Source organism: Klebsiella planticola ATCC 33531, from assembly GCF_000735435.1.
GTDB lineage: Bacteria > Pseudomonadota > Gammaproteobacteria > Enterobacterales > Enterobacteriaceae > Klebsiella > Klebsiella planticola.
Genome location: NZ_JMPP01000017.1, coordinates 67,363 through 84,375, shown reverse-complemented (window position 1 = coordinate 84,375; position 17,013 = coordinate 67,363). Strand labels below are relative to the sequence as shown.

The following is a 17,013-nucleotide window of genomic DNA, read 5'->3' as shown; positions in this document are numbered from 1 at the left end:
CTCAACGCCAGAAAAATCTTAGCCTGTTAATTTTTACCTGTCGCAATTTCTTATAATTACTGTCTATAATCACCCGAATACATTTATCCTTGACCCCGTGAGGATCGCGATGAATATTAATCCCCCGGTCAGGCCAAACCAGGCGATCAACCGCCTTCTGGAAACGCTCGAACCGTATGCTACACCAATGAATGTCGTTGCCAGAAAAAGGCTGACGCCGAACTATAAAGGTAAAGCGCAGCTCTATCTTTTAAAAAAAGGTGAGCTGTCCATCATTCGTTCATCTGATAAATTATTGATCGTTACCGTCTATGAACCTCATCTGTTTGGCGTCGCCGAGATACTTCAGCCAAGCCATAGCCACGCTCTGCGTGCTGAGGTCGCCTCCGAGGTTCTGCGTATCGACAGCGAGCATGCCATCAAACTGTTCCGCGAGCATAACCTGTGGGAAGAGGTGACCCGCCTGCTGGCATACCATACTTCCTATCTGGTGTACCGGGACGATCTGGTGTTGCAGCAACGTACCTACTCGGTGATTCGCAATCATCTGCTGGAGATGCTGCTGTTGCCGCAAGAGACGCGCCTGCGGGTCTCCATCCTCGAATATATTCAGGACCGCACCCATCTTTCACGCAGCAGTATTCTCAATGTGCTGTCGGCGTTAAAAAAAGGGGGATATATTGAGTTCGCCCGCGGTGGTTATTTACAAAGCGTAAGCTCACTTCCTGAAAAATTCTAATCATCCATCGTACTATTTATCGCTTATCTATTGTTGTCGGCGCCGGGTCGACTGAAGAATTTAAATTTAAACAAACAAATGATAACGACAAGCGATAAATAATTTTATTCTGGGCTCCTGTATTTATCACACTGATTGTGTGTTGAAAACTGAACAACAAGCTCAGGAATGAAGATGGTTCTCCTTATGCCGTTCACCGTCAATGCCTGCTTCGTGCGCAGGTTGGTCTCCTTGTGTCCCGGTGCACGGTACGACAATACCTGTTTCTGCAGCTGGCACTATGACTCTCTTCTTTGACCGCAATTAATCAGCCTGGTGGCCGATGCGTTGGGAAAAGATGTCTGATGTGAGGATTAACCCTCATCTGGCTGCTGCAGGCGTTTATGCCCCTTCAGGCACGAGGATGGGGAGCAATCAGGTGTTTCAGCTGTCCCTGAAACGCCTGATGGATGGGCCGTCCGTCAGCAGAGGGGGCGCTATCCGTATGTCACACCAGACTGGGCTGGTCGTGCGATGTTTTAGCACGCCAGCAACGCTGGCAATAATCAGCAAAGCGTAAGTGTCGATACCTCTACCGCAATCGTGGCAATGGTTTCGCGCTTCAGTAAATAACGATTAAACCCAAAAACCCGTTAAATTTTTGCCCGAACGCCCGTATCGGGCATTTTTTTACCTGAAGGAATTCAACAATGAGCATGATCACTCCGAAATCAGTTCTGTTAGTTGCCGCTCTCGGTGCCAGCAGCGCCGCCTGCGCATCGGTAAACTTACACGGAGAGGCGGGGGAAGAGTTCACTAACCTTTCCGCCAGCTTCGGTGCAGAAGAACCGGGTATGACCTTTAACGGCAACTGGGCACACAGCGATAATGACGGCGACGTCGCCGGGTTAGGCATGGGCTATAACTTTAACCTCGGTCCGTTTCTCCTGACGCTGGGAGGCAAAGCGCTCTATCTGAATCCGCAAGATAGCGATGAGGGTTACGCCGTCGCACTGGGCGGCGGTGCACAGCTCCCACTGGGCCAATACTTTACGCTTTTCGGTGAAACCTATTATTCTCCGGACTCCATGTCCAGCGGCGTCGATGACTACGTGGAAGCTAACGCCGGCGTGCGGATTAACGTGATTAAATCGCTGAATATTGAAGCCGGATATCGCTATATTGATATGGCGGGGAAAGACGCCCATCATGACAACACGTTGGCTGATGGCGCTTATGCAGGTTTCAACTTCCGTTTCTGATGCAAAAGGGGATTGCCGCCGGCAATCCCTCATTCATTTATGCCGCCACAGGAACGCCTTTCAGCAAGCGGTTGATCACCTGTAGTCCTGCAATGTTGTTCTCTTTACGATAAACCTCATTCATCGCTGACATCTGTTCCAGTTTGGTCAGAGCGCTGTAGACGTGGAACGCCTCGCTGTCTTTATCAAATATGTCTTTTTTAGAGACATCCTGCAGGTAGTTGTCTTTTAACGACTGGCTCAGGTTGCCGATAATCGCGCTATTATCCTGGAAACAACTGACCACCGCCTGAGCACTCTGCCCTGAAGGCTGCGCGCCACTCTGCAATACCGGCACCGTTAAGGTATTAATGGTGTCCACGGTATCCCCCGACGGCGTAGCACTGCATCCGGACAAACACAGGGCGCCGGCAATGATAAACGACCTGATTTTTTTCATGGCGTCACTTCACCTCTTCTGAATAGATGAGCGCGACTTTAGCGATTGCGGTGGGTTCAAGACCAGTGAAGAGTTATTTATAAATAAATAAGCGCCTGTCGAAGGCAAAAAAAAAAGACGCTTTTCAGCGTCTTTTTTTCGGAATATTGGTACCGAGGACGGGACTTGAACCCGTAAGCCCAATCGGGCACTACCACCTCAAGGTAGCGTGTCTACCAATTCCACCACCTCGGCACGGATATAACTATTAGTGCGGGATATCGCTGCTCGGCTGTGCCGGTGCTGTTGGCTGAGTCTGCTCGGTTTTCGGCGCGCTCAGATTATCCCACTCACTTCCTTTATTGGTCTTGTTGCTGTTGATATTGCCCAGCACCAGACTGATGATGAAGAACAACGCTGCCAGAATACCAGTCATGCGGGTCATGAAGTTACCAGAACCGCTGGATCCAAACAACGTGCCGGAAGCGCCTGCTCCGAAGGAGGCTCCCATATCAGCGCCTTTACCTTGCTGCAGCATGATCAGACCAACGAGGCCAATCGCTACAATAAGGAAAACAACTAAAAGAGCTTCTTGCATAATCAACCTGTTCCTTGCGGATTCGCCGCATACCAATTGCTTCAACCAATAAAGCGGGAGGTTTTAATGTTTCCCACTGAAGCGGGTGTGAATACTAACCAAAGCGAATGACCTTCGCAAGGGCAATTTCGGTGCATTGTATCAACTGCGGAAAAAAACAGCAAAAAACTATTTTTTGGCGAAGAAAAAGGCGGCAAGCGCCGCCTTTTTAAACACTTAGCACCCTGTCAGCCCGCATGATTATTTCACATTGCCTGGCGCTGACGGCAGCACTGCGCAGACGAGAAAATAAATAACCGGCTTAATCAGGCGTTTTTCACCGCATCGGCGATACGATGCGCGAACTCATGTACCTGCTCTTCATGCTCGCCTTCGACCATGACGCGAATAAGTGGCTCAGTACCCGATTTGCGCAGCAGCACACGACCACGATTGCCCAATGCCGCTTCCACTTCAGCCATCACCGCTTTCACGTTTTCATGTTCCAGCGGGTTACCACTGCCTTCAGTGAAACGGACGTTGACCAGAATTTGTGGGAACATTTTCATGCCGCTACACAGGTCATGCAGACTCATGTGGTTACGCACCATCGCTGCCACAACCTGCAGGCTGGCGACGATACCGTCACCGGTGGTGGTTTTATCCAGCAGGATAACGTGGCCGGAATTTTCCGCCCCGATACGCCAGCCTTTCTCCTGTAGCTTCTCGAGGACATAGCGGTCACCCACTTTAGCCCGGGCAAACGGAATGCCCAGCTGCTTGAGCGCAAGCTCCAGCCCCATGTTACTCATTAACGTTCCCACCGCGCCGCCGCGCAGCTGGCCCTGCCGCAGACCTTCCCGGGCGATGATATACAGAATCTGATCGCCATCGACCTTATTACCTTCATGGTCGACCATAATGACGCGGTCGCCATCGCCATCATAGGCGATACCCAGATCGGCTTTTTCGGCCAGCACGCGCGCCTGCAGGGCGCGTACGTCGGTTGCCCCGACCTCTTCGTTGATGTTGAGCCCGTTCGGCTCACAACCCATCGCGATCACCTGAGCACCCAACTCGCGGAACACATTCGGGGCGATGTGATAGGTCGCGCCATGGGCGCAGTCGACAACCACTTTGAGCGTATTCAGGCTCAGTTCGTTCGGGAAGGTGCCTTTGCAGAATTCAATATAACGCCCCGCGGCATCCACGATGCGGCTGGCTTTCCCCAGCTCAGCAGAATCAACGCAGGTGAGCTCTTTTTCCATTTCCGCTTCAATCGCCTCTTCTACGTTATCCGGCAGCTTGGTGCCTTCAATAGAGAAGAATTTGATCCCGTTGTCATAAAACGGGTTATGCGAAGCTGAAATGACAATCCCGGCTTCAGCACGGAAGGCTCGCGTCAGGTAAGCCACCGCCGGAGTGGGCATCGGGCCGGTAAAAGAAGCGGAAAGCCCCGCCGCAGCCAGTCCTGCCTCCAGCGCCGATTCCAGCATATAGCCAGAGATACGGGTATCTTTACCAATAATGATTTTGCGTGAACCGTGACGCGCCAGCACCTTGCCCGCGGCCCAGCCCAGTTTGAGCACGAATTCCGGGGTGATGGGCGCATCGCCTACGCGGCCACGGATACCATCGGTGCCAAAATATTTGCGGTTACTCATAACGTTTATTTTCCTTTGTGCTCAGGGTGGCTTCCACCACGCGTAGCGCTTCTACCGTTTCTTTGACGTCATGGACGCGAATAATCTGCGCGCCCTGCATCGCTGCAATCACTGCACACGCCAGGCTACCGCTGAGGCGTTCCGCCGGCCCGACGTTAAGCAGTTGGCCAACCATCGACTTACGCGACATGCCGACCAGCAGCGGGAGACCGAACTGGTGGAACTCGCCGAGTCGGGCAAGTAGCTCATAATTATGGGCAAGATTTTTACCGAAACCGAATCCCGGGTCGAGCAACAATTTCTCTTTTGCGATACCGGCCTGCTCACAGCGCACGATATGCTCGGTGAAAAAGCGCGCGACGTCGGCAAAAACATCATCGTACTTCGGCGCTTCCTGCATCGTTTTTGGCTGTCCCTGCATATGCATCAGACACACCGGTAGCCCGGTTTGCGCCGCGGCTTCCAGCGCCCCAGGCTCGGTCAGCGAACGGATATCGTTAATAATATGTGCGCCTGCCCGTGCGGACTCACGGATCACTTCTGGCTTCGACGTGTCTACCGAAATCCAGACTTCAAAACGCTGGGCAACCGCCTCCACAACCGGAATCACGCGCGCCAGCTCTTCCTCGACGCTCACATCCAACGCTCCCGGACGGGTCGATTCGCCGCCGATATCGATGATAGTCGCTCCCGCGTTTATCATCAGATTGGCATGCTTAACCGCCTCCACGAGCGAGTTATGTGTGCCGCCATCGGAGAATGAATCTGGCGTCACGTTAAGGATACCCATTACGTGAGGATGGGAGAGGTCGAGGGTTGAGCCCTGGGCTACGAGTTTCATCGCGAAATCCATGAATCCGGAAGGTTAATAAAAAGAAAAACCCCGGAGCGGCTGGCGCCCCGGGGTTTCAATAGACATAACAACATCAATAGCGGCTAACTTATTTGTCGCCCAGTTGCTCTGACATGGTGTTACCCGGGTTCGGCGTACGCGGTTCATCGACCGGACGCGGCGCACTCGGGGTGCCATTGTTGCCAGAATTATTGGTGCCGTTCGGATCTTCCCATCCCGCAGGTGGGCGAACTTCGCGACGAGCCATCAGGTCATCAATCTGCGGTGCGTCGATGGTCTCATATTTCATGAGCGCATCTTTCATCGAATGCAGGATGTCCATGTTGTCATTCAGAATCTGACGAGCACGGTTGTAGTTGCGTTCAACCAGCGATTTCACTTCCTGGTCGATGATACGTGCTGTCTCATCGGACATATGTTTCGCTTTCGCGACGCTACGACCGAGGAACACTTCGCCCTCTTCCTCTGCATACAGCAGCGGACCGAGTTTGTCAGAGAAGCCCCACTGCGTCACCATGTTACGCGCCAGGTTGGTCGCGACTTTAATGTCGTTCGACGCCCCGGTAGAAACATGTTCTACGCCGTAGATAATCTCTTCCGCCAGACGACCGCCGTACAGGGTCGAAATCTGACTTTCCAGCTTCTGACGGCTGGCGCTGATAGCATCGCCTTCCGGCAGGAAGAAGGTCACACCTAACGCACGACCGCGCGGAATAATCGTCACTTTATGCACCGGATCGTGTTCCGGTACCAGGCGGCCGATAATCGCATGGCCCGCTTCGTGGTAAGCGGTGGATTCTTTCTGCGCTTCGGTCATCACCATGGAGCGACGTTCCGCACCCATCATGATTTTGTCTTTCGCTTTTTCGAACTCGACCATCGATACCACGCGTTTGTTGCCACGGGCAGCAAACAGAGCGGCTTCGTTGACCAGGTTCGCCAGGTCAGCACCCGAGAAGCCCGGGGTACCGCGCGCAATGATTGCCGCGTCGATATCCGGCGACAGCGGTACGCGACGCATGTGAACTTTCAGAATCTGTTCACGACCGCGGACATCCGGCAGCCCCACGACAACCTGACGGTCGAAACGGCCTGGACGCAGCAGCGCCGGGTCAAGTACGTCCGGACGGTTGGTCGCCGCGATAACGATAATGCCTTCGTTACCTTCGAAGCCATCCATCTCAACCAACATCTGGTTAAGCGTCTGTTCACGTTCATCGTGACCACCGCCCAGACCAGCGCCACGCTGGCGACCGACGGCGTCGATTTCATCGATGAAGATAATGCACGGTGCCGCTTTCTTGGCCTGTTCGAACATGTCACGCACGCGAGATGCGCCCACGCCAACGAACATTTCTACGAAGTCAGAACCGGAAATGGTGAAGAACGGTACTTTCGCTTCGCCGGCGATAGCTTTTGCCAGCAGCGTTTTACCGGTACCCGGAGGGCCGACCATCAGGACGCCTTTCGGGATTTTACCGCCCAGCTTCTGGAAGCGGCTCGGTTCACGCAGGTATTCAACCAGTTCACCCACTTCCTCTTTCGCCTCGTCGCAACCGGCAACATCAGCAAAAGTGGTTTTGATCTGGTCTTCCGTCAGCATACGGGCTTTGCTTTTGCCGAAGGACATCGCGCCCTTTCCGCCGCCGCCCTGCATTTGACGCATGAAGAAGATCCAGACACCGATCAGCAAGAGCATCGGGAACCAGGAAATAAAGATGGAAGCCAGCAGGCTAGGTTCTTCCGGCGGTTCGCCAACCACTTTGACGTTTTTCGTCAACAGGTTATCGAGCAGCTTCGGATCGTTGACCGGAATGTAAGTCGTGTAACGGTTACTATCTTTCTTGGTAACGTTGATCTCACGTCCGTTGATACGCGCTTCGCGAACCTGGTCCTGGTTGACCTCTTGCAGGAAGGTTGAATAATCCACCTTACGGCCATTAGACTCGCTGGGCCCAAAGCTCTGGAATACTGACATCAGCACAACGGCAATGACCAGCCAGAGTATTAGGTTTTTCGCCATGTCACTCAAGGGATTAACCTCTTATTACAACTGTGTTAAAAACAGCGTCAGGATACTCTATATCCAGCGTCTTTCAAACTTTCGTTTGAAATCTACCGGTTATGGTTTACGCCCGGTCGCTACAATGTACACTTCACGCGAACGTGCGCGAGAAGAGTCCGGCTTACGAACTTTGACCTTCGTAAACAGGGAGCGAATTTCTCTTAGATACTCATCGAAGCCTTCGCCCTGGAACACCTTCACTACAAAACTACCACCCGGCGCTAATACATCACGAGCCATTCCAAGCGCCAGCTCCACCAAATACATGGCCCGGGGAATATCCACCGCCGGTGTTCCACACATGTTTGGTGCCATATCGGACATGACAACCTGCACTTTACTGTCACCTACGCGTTCAAGTAACGCTTTCAGAACTAATTCATCACGAAAGTCGCCCTGAAGGAAGTCCACACCAACGATTGGATCCATAGGTAAAAGATCGCAAGCGATGATGCGGCCGCTGTTTCCGATCTGCGTAACCGCATATTGCGACCAGCCACCGGGTGCAGCGCCGAGGTCAACAATGGTCATCCCCGGTTTAAAAATCTTGTCACTTTGCTGTATTTCATCAAGTTTAAACCAGGCACGGGAACGTAACCCCTTTTTCTGTGCCTGTTGAACATATTTATCGCTAAAGTGTTCCTGAAGCCAGCGGCTTGAGCTGGCAGAACGCTTTTTACCTGTCATTTAACATTCCCGTTTCGGGTTCATCATACTTTGCGACGTAAAAATCGACACGGTAGTTTGGCGATATATGGGAGATGGCGGTAGAATGAACCGTTTTCAATCCCAACGTAAGCAAAAAAATACGATGAATCTGAGTACTAAACAAAAACAGCACCTGAAAGGTCTGGCACATCCGCTCAAGCCGGTAGTTATGCTTGGCAACAATGGTTTGACCGAAGGGGTACTGGCCGAGATCGAACAAGCGTTAGAGCACCATGAGCTCATCAAGGTGAAAATCGCATCGGAAGACCGCGAAACTAAAACCTTGATCGTGGAAGCTATCGTGCGCGAAACCGGCGCCTGTAACGTACAGGTCATCGGTAAAACGCTGGTCCTGTATCGCCCAACTAAAGAGCGTAAAATCTCGCTGCCACGCTAAGAATATCCTGAATCTCGACACAACTTTGTGTAAAACGAGGGATTTCTACGGGTAGACGAGCAAAATGCCATGCTCCGGACGTTGATAAAAGGCCGCTATGCGGCCTTTTTCCTTTCTTTACAATCCATCAACATGGTAGCGGGAAATACGGATTAAAGGTACTCGACCTTGATAATTTCGTATTCTACTTCACCGCCTGGTGTGCGGATTGTCACTACATCGTCCTGTTCTTTACCGATCAAACCACGGGCAATCGGTGAATTCACAGAGATCAGATTTTGCTTAAAATCAGCTTCATCATCACCCACGATGCGGTAAGTCTGTTCTTCATCGGTATCAAGGTTCAGGACCTTTACGGTTGCACCAAAAATCACCCGCCCGTTGTTCGGCATTTTGGTGATATCGATAACCTGTGCATTGGACAGCTTAGCTTCAATATCCTTAATGCGGCCTTCGCAGAAACCTTGCTGCTCGCGGGCTGCGTGGTACTCAGCGTTCTCTTTCAGATCGCCATGTTCGCGCGCATCGGCAATAGCAGCGATGATTTCAGGACGACGAACGGACTTCAGAAAATCCAGTTCTTCGCGAAGTTTTTCAGCACCACGTAAGGTCATCGGAATAGCTTGCATTTGTTATACCTCTTTATCATTCCTTCATAGAACGGACGCCGCCGTTCCGCCACCAGTCAGGCATTGAGCAGGACAGGAGCAAAAAGAAAACCGACCCGGAAAACATTCCCCAGGTCAGCAGCAATTTTCAATTTGATACGTATTTTACCCTGAAGTTCACTATGGGTCATCGTTTACTTTACAGGGTGTTGCACCGTAGTATGACGACCTGGTTTCAGGTTGTTAGCGCGAGATTATGCGATTTCCCAGATTTATCATCGGATTGACCGCCGGTATAGCGTTTAGCGCTCAGGCGGCGAACATTGACGAATATATCACCCAGCTGCCTGCGGGTGCTAACCTCGCCTTCATGGCGCAGAAGGTTGGCTCCCCGACGCCGGAGATAGATTTCCACAGCCAGCAGATGGCACTCCCCGCCAGTACCCAGAAGGTGATCACTGCGCTGGCCGCTCTGCTGCAGCTCGGGCCGAACTTTCGTTTTACCACCACGCTGGAAACCAAAGGCAGCCTTGATGGCGGCGTGCTAAAAGGCGACCTGATTGCCCGTTTTGGCGGTGATCCCACGCTGAAACGTCAGGATATTCGCAATATGGTGGCGACGCTAAAAAAAGCGGGCGTCCAGCGGATCGAGGGGAACGTCTTGATTGATACCTCGGTCTTCGCCAGCCACGACAAAGCGCCGGGCTGGCCGTGGAACGACATGACCCAATGCTTTAGCGCCCCGCCTGCGGCCGCTATCGTCGATCGTAACTGTTTTTCTGTCTCACTTTATAGCGCGCAAAAACCTGGCGATCTGGCCTTTATTCGCGTCGCGTCGTACTACCCGGTGACGATGTTTAGCCAGGTGAGAACGCTGGCCCGCGGCTCCGCGGAGGCCCAGTACTGCGAACTCGACGTGGTGACCGGCGACCTGAACCGCTATACCCTGACAGGTTGCCTGCCACAGCGTAGTGAGCCCTTACCGCTGGCTTTCGCCATTCAGGATGGCGCAAGCTATGCTGGCGTGATCCTGAAGTCCGAACTGACCCAGGCAGGGATTACCTATAGCGGTACGCTGCTGCGCCAGACTCTGGCGAACGATCCGGGAACCGTGCTGGCTACGACGCAATCAGCTCCGCTGCACGACCTCCTGCGGATCATGTTAAAAAAATCAGACAACATGATCGCGGACACCGTCTTTCGCACCATTGGTCACGCTCGTCTCGGGGTACCAGGTACCTGGCGTGCCGGTTCGGATGCGGTGCGCCAGATCCTGCGTCAACAGGCCGGCATTGATCTCGGTAATACGATTATTGCCGACGGTTCCGGTCTGTCGCGGCATAACCTGATTGCTCCGGCAACCATGATGCAGGTGCTGCAATATATCGCCCAGCACGATAATGAACTCAACTTCATCTCCATGCTGCCGCTGGCTGGCCACGATGGCTCGCTGCAGTATCGTGCAGGCCTGAATCAGGCAGGGGTCGATGGTAAAGTGTCGGCCAAAACGGGTTCTCTGCAGGGCGTTTACAACCTCGCAGGTTTCATCACCGCCGCCAGCGGGCAAAAAATCGCCTTCGTACAATACTTATCAGGCTATGCGGTACCGCCTGCGGATCAGCGCAACCGCCGGATCCCGCTGGTACGCTTCGAGAGTCGATTGTATAAGGATTTGTACCAGAACAACTAATACAAAGGGCCGCATCAAATGCGGCCCTTTTTAGTGCGTTCTGCACCGCTTTCCGGCATATCCGGGCAGCAGTCCTGCCGTCGCCCCGATCGGCAATGTACCGGGGCGCTCCAGCAACTTAACGCTTATAGATGAACTCGACGCCTTCTTCGTCGTCTTCGTCCCAGTCGTCATCCCAGTCTTCGTCATCTTCGACTTCAACTTCGGCTTCTTCAAGCTGCTGACGGTGGTAGTCGTCCCACATAAACTCGACTTTTTCAGGCGCTTTCTCTTCCTGTGCATGAACGATTGGGTTCTCGATGATAAAGGTCATCACGTCCCAGCACAGATCTTTCACGCCCTGCTGGCTTGCCGCGGAGATCAGGTAGAACTTATCTTCCCAGCCCAGCGCATCGGCAATGGCTTTCGCCTTCGCTTCAGCTTCCGCTTTATCCATCAGGTCAATCTTATTGAAGACCAACCAACGTGGTTTTTCAGCCAGCTTCTCGCTGTATTTTTCCAGTTCACCGATGATAATGCGCGCATTCTCAACCGGATCGGAACCGTCGATCGGCTCGATATCGATGAGGTGCAGCAGCACGCGGCAGCGTTCAAGGTGTTTCAGGAAGCGAATACCCAGACCTGCACCTTCCGCGGCGCCTTCGATAAGCCCAGGAATATCCGCAACAACGAAGCTCTTCTCGTTATCCATACGCACAACGCCAAGGCTCGGCACCAGCGTGGTAAACGGATAATCAGCCACTTTCGGCTTCGCCGCAGAAACGGCGCGGATGAAGGTGGATTTACCGGCATTCGGCATACCCAGCATCCCGACGTCTGCCAGCAGCATCAGCTCCAGCTGCAGATCGCGCTTGTCACCCGGCGTCCCCATCGTTTTCTGACGCGGAGTACGGTTGACGGACGATTTGAAACGGGTGTTGCCCAGACCGTGCCAGCCACCCTTAGCGACCATCAGACGCTGACCATGCTTAGTCATATCGCCCATGACTTCGCCGGTCCCTTGATCGATAACGCGGGTCCCTACAGGCACTTTGACCGACACGTCTTTACCACGTTTACCGGTACAGTCGCGACTCTGGCCATTCTGTCCACGCTCAGCGCGGAAGGATTTTTCAAAACGGTAATCGATCAGGGTGTTCAGGTTTTCGTCCGCTTCCAGCCAGACATCACCACCATCACCACCGTCGCCGCCGTCCGGGCCGCCTCTCGGGATATATTTTTCACGGCGGAAGCTAACGCAACCATTGCCGCCATCACCTGCTACGACCAGGATTGTTGCTTCATCAACAAACTTCATTTTACTCTCCGAAAATCATTCGCCTGAGCGGGGCAGCGGTACAACCGCTTCACGCTTACGTAAGCCACCCCAAAGACGGTGGCCTATGGCGGAATACATCGCGCCCGCAACCACGACAAACGCACCGAGATAACCTAACAGGTTTAACATCGGTCTGGCGAAAACATCGGGCCAGGCCAGTGATAATAAATCTGAAAAAAGCAGCGTAAACAATGGCGTTAAGGTAATCAACGCGCTCACCTGAGCTGCCTGCCAGCGCGCCATGGCTTCCGCCAGCGCACCGTAGCCTACCAGGGTATTTAACCCGCAGAAAATCAGGCACGCCAGTTGCCAGTTGCTTAACGCCAGAACTTGTGAGAGCGTCGCCAACGGCAGCAACGCTATCGTACATAAAGTGTACAGCAAAAAGAGGATTTGCTGTGACGCCAGGCGGCGTAATAACACCTTTTGCGCGACGCCGTAGCTGACCCAAACCGCAGCCGCTGCAACGCCAAAAATTACCCCCCACGTGTAATCCGTCAGGCGGGTAAAAATCTCAATCAGGCTGGTGTTAAAGAACATCACCAGCCCGCAAATCAACATCAGTGCTCCCACGACCTGGGTACCACGCATTTTCTCCTTAAGGATGAATACGCTGGCCACCATCATACCGACCGGAGATAGCTGTCCGATCACCTGAGAAGCCGTGGGGCTAAGATATTGCAGGGAAGAGCTGAACAGAATGAAGTTACCAAACAGGCCGCCCGTCGCAATGGCCAGTAGAACCAGCCAGCGCGGTTTGCGAAAGAGGCGCAGCGGCGGCAGTTTACCTCTGATAGCGAGGATTGTGCCAAGGCCGATACTTGCCATCAAAAAGCGATAAAACACCACCGTCGGCGGCGCCATCACTTCAAGAACCTGCTTCATGGCAATGGGCAACGCTCCCCAGCACATCGCGGTGGTGAGGGCCAAAAGAATGCCAATGCCGGCCTGCTGCTTCATACCCGTTTTCCCTGCAGAAAAATATCCGGGATTCTAATGTAAAAAGCCCCGCAACACGTTGCGGGGCTTTAATCCGTTACCGGACCACGAAAAACTTACTCAGCAACGATGCTGATGTATTTACGGTTGTTCGGGCCTTTAACTTCAAATTTCACTTTACCGTCTGCTTTAGCAAACAGAGTGTGGTCACGACCGCAACCTACGTTGGTGCCTGCGTGGAATTTGGTGCCACGCTGACGAACGATGATGCTACCCGCCAGAACGGATTCGCCACCGAAACGCTTAACGCCCAGGCGTTTAGCTTCTGAGTCGCGACCGTTACGAGTTGAGCCGCCAGCCTTTTTATGTGCCATTTAAATCTCTCCTCAGGTCTTAGGCGCTGATGCCAGTAATTTTCACATCAGTGAACCACTGACGATGGCCCTGCTGCTTACGGTAGTGTTTACGACGACGAAACTTAACGATTTTAACTTTCTCGCCACGACCGTGAGCAACAACTTCAGCTTTGATTACGCCGCCCTCAACGAAAGGAACGCCGATCTTGATTTCTTCACCGTTTGCGATCATCAGCACTTCAGCGAACTCAACAGCTTCGCCAGTTGCGATGTCCAGCTTTTCCAGGCGAATGGTCTGACCTTCGCTTACTCGGTGTTGTTTACCACCACTTTGGAAAACCGCGTACATATAAAACTCCGCTTCCGCGCACCTCTTCGTGTGATTCAGAGTGCGCTATAAATATTCACAATAGGGCGCGAATATTACGCAAAACGCGAGCCTTTGACAAGAGCGATTAGCGATCAACGCAGAAAAAAAACACAACTTTCACGCTAACGTTTATCTATGGCAATTTTTCAGTACAATCATAGCTTCGTTTAATTCTATCTTAATCCTTCTGTGAACCCACCTGGATTCGCGGTAACAGGACATGTGGCCCGGCTTTTGCGATGAATTTAGAAAAAATCAATGAGTTAACCGCGCAGGATATGGCGGGTGTCAATGCGACAATCCTTGAGCAACTTGACTCAGATGTTCAGCTTATCAATCAATTAGGCTATTACATCGTTAGCGGAGGCGGTAAACGTATTCGTCCGATGATTGCGGTTCTTGCCGCCCGGGCAGTGGGTTACCAGGGCGACGCGCATGTCACTATTGCCGCACTGATCGAATTTATTCATACCGCCACCTTGTTGCATGATGATGTCGTTGATGAATCCGATATGCGCCGCGGCAAGGCGACGGCAAACGCCGCTTTTGGCAACGCAGCCAGCGTGCTGGTTGGTGATTTTATCTATACCCGCTCTTTCCAGATGATGACCAGCCTCGGCTCGTTAAAAGTGCTGGAAGTGATGTCTAAAGCCGTTAACGTCATTGCCGAAGGCGAAGTGCTGCAGTTGATGAACGTCAACGACCCGGACATCACCGAAGAAAACTATATGCGGGTAATTTACAGCAAAACAGCCCGTCTGTTTGAAGCCGCCGCACAGTGTTCCGGCATCCTGGCCGGTTGTACCGCAGAACAGGAGCAAGCGCTTCAGGACTATGGTCGTTATCTCGGCACGGCATTCCAGCTGATCGACGATTTACTGGACTACAGCTCTGATGGTGAGCGTCTCGGCAAAAACGTGGGTGATGACCTGAACGAAGGCAAACCAACGTTACCGTTATTGCATGCCATGCGTCATGGCACTCCAGAGCAGTCAGCGATGATTCGCGGAGCGATTGAGCAAGGCAACGGGCGTCACCTTCTCGACGCGGTTCTCGAGACGATGGCGACCTGCGGCTCACTGGAGTGGACCCGTAAACGCGCGGAAGAGGAAGCGGACAAAGCCATTGCGGTGCTTCAGGTCTTACCGGATTCCCCATGGCGTGAAGCGCTTATCGGTCTTGCCCATATTGCGGTACAACGCGACCACTGATTCCCCCTCCCCTGTTCCCGCGATGGCGCGGGAACAGGCCATAAAGTTCCAGTAAAATTCATTTCTCGCCTTATTTCCTGGTATATTCCGAATATCAAGACACCTTACAAGAACTTGTTAGAACTTAATTAAACCTGGGAGTATAGTCATTCCGTTGCTCATATATCAGGCAAGCGGGATCATCACCACCAGGAGAATTTATGGAAAAGTTCATCGACTGGCATCCGGCAGATATCATTGCTGGATTGCGCAAAAAAGGGACTTCGCTGGCAGCGGAGTCGCGGCGTAACGGCTTGAGTTCTTCAACGCTGGCGAATGCATTGACCCGGCCATGGCCAAAAGGCGAGCTGATTATTGCTCATGCGCTGGATACGAAGCCGTGGATTATCTGGCCCTCACGCTATCATGACCCGGTAACGCATCAGTTTATCGACAGAACGCAAATGATACGCCAGAAGAAAGAGAGCGAATGAAAGCGGTTCGCTGAGTGCAACAGGACGGAATAAAAAACAGCCCCCGGACACACGTCAAGGGGCTGTTATCACTACAGAGTTACTCGCCTTTTACGCGTTCGATATTTGCGCCCAGCGCCTGCAGTTTATCTTCGATGCGCTCGTATCCACGATCGATGTGGTAGATACGATCGACAATCGTGGTGCCTTCCGCGATACAGCCGGCCAGGACCAGACTTGCTGACGCACGCAGGTCAGTCGCCATCACCTGTGCACCGGAGAGCTGCGCCACGCCGTGGCATATCGCCGTATTGCTTTCGATCTCCGCGTGTGCACCCATACGGATCAGTTCCGGAATGTGCATGAAACGGTTTTCAAAGATCGTTTCGGTAATCACGCCGGTCCCTTCCGCAACCAGGTTCAGCAGCGTGAACTGCGCCTGCATGTCGGTCGGGAACCCCGGGTGTGGCGCGGTGCGTACATTGACGGCTTTCGGACGATTGCCGTGCATATCCAGGCTGATCCAGTCTTCGCCGGTTTCGATATCAGCGCCCGCATCGCGCAGCTTGGCCAGTACGGCATCCAGGGTATCAGGCTGTGCGTTGCGGCAAACAATTTTACCGCCGGAGATTGCCGCAGCGACCAGGAAAGTACCGGTTTCGATACGGTCAGGCAGAACGCGGTATACGCCGCCACCCAGACGCTCTACGCCTTCGATGGTGATGCGGTCAGTCCCCTGACCTTTAATTTTCGCGCCCAGCGTGTTGAGGAAGTTCGCCGTATCGACGATTTCCGGCTCGCGAGCGGCGTTTTCAATAACGGTGGTGCCTTCCGCCAGCGTCGCGGCACTCATAATGGTCACGGTCGCGCCGACGCTGACCTTATCCATCACAATATGCGCGCCTTTAAGACGTCCGTTAACCGACGCCTTCACATAACCTTCTTCCAGTTTGATCTCTGCGCCCAGCTGCTCAAGGCCGATAATATGCAAATCGACCGGACGCGCACCGATAGCACAACCGCCCGGCAGTGAAACCTGTCCCTGACCAAAGCGCGCCACCAGCGGGCCCAGCGCCCAGATAGAAGCACGCATTGTTTTGACCAGATCGTACGGCGCGCAGAAGACGTCGACCGGACCCGCATCGATCCAGACTGACCCATTGCGTTTCACTTTGGCGCCGAGCTGGCTCAGCAGTTTCATCGTGGTATCGATGTCTTTCAGTTTTGGTACGTTCTGGATCTCAATCGGCTCATCTGCCAGCAGTGCAGCAAAGAGGATCGGCAGGGCGGCATTTTTTGCACCGGAGATGGTGACTTCCCCCTGGAGGCGTGTCGGCCCCTGAACACGGAATTTATCCATTGATTCTGTTCTCTGTTAAGAATTCACATACGCTGCGGGGAACATCC

The 17,013-nt window shown here is 53.1% G+C and carries 18 protein-coding genes and 1 tRNA gene; 6 read left to right on the top strand and 13 right to left on the bottom strand.

Annotated elements, in window-relative coordinates; genetic code table 11:
- The first annotated feature begins 109 nt into the window (after positions 1–109).
- Entirely contained in the window at positions 110–739 is a 630-nt protein-coding gene (locus GRPL_RS18415) for a winged helix-turn-helix transcriptional regulator (protein ID WP_032690581.1), read from the top strand.
- Between the two features lie 689 nt (positions 740–1,428).
- A complete protein-coding gene (locus GRPL_RS18420) occupies positions 1,429–1,980 on the top strand; it encodes a YfaZ family outer membrane protein (protein WP_004868084.1) in 552 nt (183 codons plus the stop codon).
- A 37-nt stretch (positions 1,981–2,017) separates the two neighbouring features.
- On the opposite strand, the gene GRPL_RS18425 is transcribed toward GRPL_RS18420, so the two are convergent.
- The 7 genes from GRPL_RS18425 to rlmE form a co-directional block, all read right to left on the bottom strand.
- The gene (locus GRPL_RS18425; RefSeq protein WP_032698732.1) at positions 2,018–2,419 is read right to left on the bottom strand and encodes a hypothetical protein; all 402 of its coding nucleotides are present in this window, start codon (positions 2,417–2,419) and stop codon (positions 2,018–2,020) included.
- A gap of 147 nt (positions 2,420–2,566) precedes the next feature.
- A tRNA-Leu gene (locus GRPL_RS18430) sits at positions 2,567–2,653 on the bottom strand.
- Positions 2,654–2,666: 13 nt separating this feature from the next.
- Complete coding sequence (gene secG, locus GRPL_RS18435; protein WP_004868090.1) at positions 2,667–2,996, bottom strand: preprotein translocase subunit SecG; 330 nt, start codon at positions 2,994–2,996, stop codon at positions 2,667–2,669.
- Positions 2,997–3,301: 305 nt separating this feature from the next.
- Positions 3,302–4,639, bottom strand: a complete 1,338-nt coding sequence (glmM, locus tag GRPL_RS18440) for a phosphoglucosamine mutase (protein ID WP_032698731.1) — start codon at positions 4,637–4,639, stop codon at positions 3,302–3,304.
- The gene (folP, locus tag GRPL_RS18445) at positions 4,632–5,480 is read right to left on the bottom strand and encodes a dihydropteroate synthase (RefSeq protein ID WP_032690578.1); all 849 of its coding nucleotides are present in this window, start codon (positions 5,478–5,480) and stop codon (positions 4,632–4,634) included. Before folP ends, glmM begins: the two co-directional genes overlap by 8 nt.
- Positions 5,481–5,580: 100 nt before the next feature.
- Positions 5,581–7,515 (bottom strand): ATP-dependent zinc metalloprotease FtsH, encoded by a 1,935-nt coding sequence (ftsH, locus tag GRPL_RS18450; RefSeq protein WP_015585660.1) that lies wholly within the window; start codon positions 7,513–7,515, stop codon positions 5,581–5,583.
- A gap of 99 nt (positions 7,516–7,614) precedes the next feature.
- The gene (rlmE, locus tag GRPL_RS18455; protein ID WP_004106110.1) at positions 7,615–8,244 is read right to left on the bottom strand and encodes a 23S rRNA (uridine(2552)-2'-O)-methyltransferase RlmE; all 630 of its coding nucleotides are present in this window, start codon (positions 8,242–8,244) and stop codon (positions 7,615–7,617) included.
- Positions 8,245–8,368: 124 nt separating this feature from the next.
- On the opposite strand from rlmE, the gene yhbY reads away from it, so the two are divergent.
- The gene (gene yhbY / locus GRPL_RS18460) at positions 8,369–8,662 is read left to right on the top strand and encodes a ribosome assembly RNA-binding protein YhbY (protein ID WP_004139797.1); all 294 of its coding nucleotides are present in this window, start codon (positions 8,369–8,371) and stop codon (positions 8,660–8,662) included.
- Positions 8,663–8,814: 152 nt separating this feature from the next.
- On the opposite strand, the gene greA is transcribed toward yhbY, so the two are convergent.
- Entirely contained in the window at positions 8,815–9,291 is a 477-nt protein-coding gene (gene greA, locus GRPL_RS18465) for a transcription elongation factor GreA (protein ID WP_004868107.1), read from the bottom strand.
- Between the two features lie 235 nt (positions 9,292–9,526).
- Between greA and dacB the strand changes: the two genes are divergently transcribed.
- On the top strand, positions 9,527–10,960 hold the full coding sequence (gene dacB / locus GRPL_RS18470) for a serine-type D-Ala-D-Ala carboxypeptidase (protein ID WP_032690577.1): 1,434 nt from the start codon (positions 9,527–9,529) through the stop codon (positions 10,958–10,960).
- Positions 10,961–11,078: 118 nt separating this feature from the next.
- Here the strand turns inward: dacB and cgtA are convergent, their stop codons facing one another.
- The 4 genes from cgtA to rplU form a co-directional block, all read right to left on the bottom strand.
- A complete protein-coding gene (cgtA, locus tag GRPL_RS18475; RefSeq protein ID WP_032690576.1) occupies positions 11,079–12,257 on the bottom strand; it encodes an Obg family GTPase CgtA in 1,179 nt (392 codons plus the stop codon).
- 15 nt (positions 12,258–12,272) lie between these two features.
- Complete coding sequence (locus GRPL_RS18480; RefSeq protein ID WP_015585658.1) at positions 12,273–13,238, bottom strand: DMT family transporter; 966 nt, start codon at positions 13,236–13,238, stop codon at positions 12,273–12,275.
- 95 nt (positions 13,239–13,333) lie between these two features.
- A complete protein-coding gene (gene rpmA / locus GRPL_RS18485; RefSeq protein ID WP_003861831.1) occupies positions 13,334–13,591 on the bottom strand; it encodes a 50S ribosomal protein L27 in 258 nt (85 codons plus the stop codon).
- Between the two features lie 19 nt (positions 13,592–13,610).
- Positions 13,611–13,922: a 50S ribosomal protein L21 gene (gene rplU, locus GRPL_RS18490; protein ID WP_004106123.1), complete on the bottom strand. Its 312-nt coding sequence runs from the start codon at positions 13,920–13,922 to the stop codon at positions 13,611–13,613.
- Between the two features lie 260 nt (positions 13,923–14,182).
- Here rplU and ispB point away from each other — a divergent pair, with 260 nt between their 5' ends.
- Complete coding sequence (gene ispB, locus GRPL_RS18495) at positions 14,183–15,154, top strand: octaprenyl diphosphate synthase (RefSeq protein WP_032690575.1); 972 nt, start codon at positions 14,183–14,185, stop codon at positions 15,152–15,154.
- A gap of 200 nt (positions 15,155–15,354) precedes the next feature.
- The gene (gene sfsB / locus GRPL_RS18500) at positions 15,355–15,627 is read left to right on the top strand and encodes a DNA-binding transcriptional regulator SfsB (protein WP_032690574.1); all 273 of its coding nucleotides are present in this window, start codon (positions 15,355–15,357) and stop codon (positions 15,625–15,627) included.
- Between the two features lie 79 nt (positions 15,628–15,706).
- Here sfsB and murA read toward each other — a convergent pair whose 3' ends face one another.
- A complete protein-coding gene (murA, locus tag GRPL_RS18505) occupies positions 15,707–16,966 on the bottom strand; it encodes a UDP-N-acetylglucosamine 1-carboxyvinyltransferase (RefSeq protein ID WP_032698730.1) in 1,260 nt (419 codons plus the stop codon).
- Between the last annotated feature and the right edge of the window lie 47 nt (positions 16,967–17,013).

Coding starts and splice junctions, on each gene's coding strand:
- yhbY (WP_004139797.1), top strand. CDS start 8,369: ATGAATCTGAGTACTAAACAAAAACAGCACCTGAAAGGTCTGGCACAT.
- dacB (WP_032690577.1), top strand. CDS start 9,527: ATGCGATTTCCCAGATTTATCATCGGATTGACCGCCGGTATAGCGTTT.
- rplU (WP_004106123.1), bottom strand. CDS start 13,922: ATGTACGCGGTTTTCCAAAGTGGTGGTAAACAACACCGAGTAAGCGAA.
- sfsB (WP_032690574.1), top strand. CDS start 15,355: ATGGAAAAGTTCATCGACTGGCATCCGGCAGATATCATTGCTGGATTG.
- folP (WP_032690578.1), bottom strand. CDS start 5,480: ATGAAACTCGTAGCCCAGGGCTCAACCCTCGACCTCTCCCATCCTCAC.
- GRPL_RS18425 (WP_032698732.1), bottom strand. CDS start 2,419: ATGAAAAAAATCAGGTCGTTTATCATTGCCGGCGCCCTGTGTTTGTCC.
- glmM (WP_032698731.1), bottom strand. CDS start 4,639: ATGAGTAACCGCAAATATTTTGGCACCGATGGTATCCGTGGCCGCGTA.
- greA (WP_004868107.1), bottom strand. CDS start 9,291: ATGCAAGCTATTCCGATGACCTTACGTGGTGCTGAAAAACTTCGCGAA.
- cgtA (WP_032690576.1), bottom strand. CDS start 12,257: ATGAAGTTTGTTGATGAAGCAACAATCCTGGTCGTAGCAGGTGATGGC.
- ispB (WP_032690575.1), top strand. CDS start 14,183: ATGAATTTAGAAAAAATCAATGAGTTAACCGCGCAGGATATGGCGGGT.
- ftsH (WP_015585660.1), bottom strand. CDS start 7,515: ATGGCGAAAAACCTAATACTCTGGCTGGTCATTGCCGTTGTGCTGATG.
- GRPL_RS18480 (WP_015585658.1), bottom strand. CDS start 13,238: ATGAAGCAGCAGGCCGGCATTGGCATTCTTTTGGCCCTCACCACCGCG.
- rlmE (WP_004106110.1), bottom strand. CDS start 8,244: ATGACAGGTAAAAAGCGTTCTGCCAGCTCAAGCCGCTGGCTTCAGGAA.
- murA (WP_032698730.1), bottom strand. CDS start 16,966: ATGGATAAATTCCGTGTTCAGGGGCCGACACGCCTCCAGGGGGAAGTC.
- rpmA (WP_003861831.1), bottom strand. CDS start 13,591: ATGGCACATAAAAAGGCTGGCGGCTCAACTCGTAACGGTCGCGACTCA.
- GRPL_RS18420 (WP_004868084.1), top strand. CDS start 1,429: ATGAGCATGATCACTCCGAAATCAGTTCTGTTAGTTGCCGCTCTCGGT.
- secG (WP_004868090.1), bottom strand. CDS start 2,996: ATGCAAGAAGCTCTTTTAGTTGTTTTCCTTATTGTAGCGATTGGCCTC.
- GRPL_RS18415 (WP_032690581.1), top strand. CDS start 110: ATGAATATTAATCCCCCGGTCAGGCCAAACCAGGCGATCAACCGCCTT.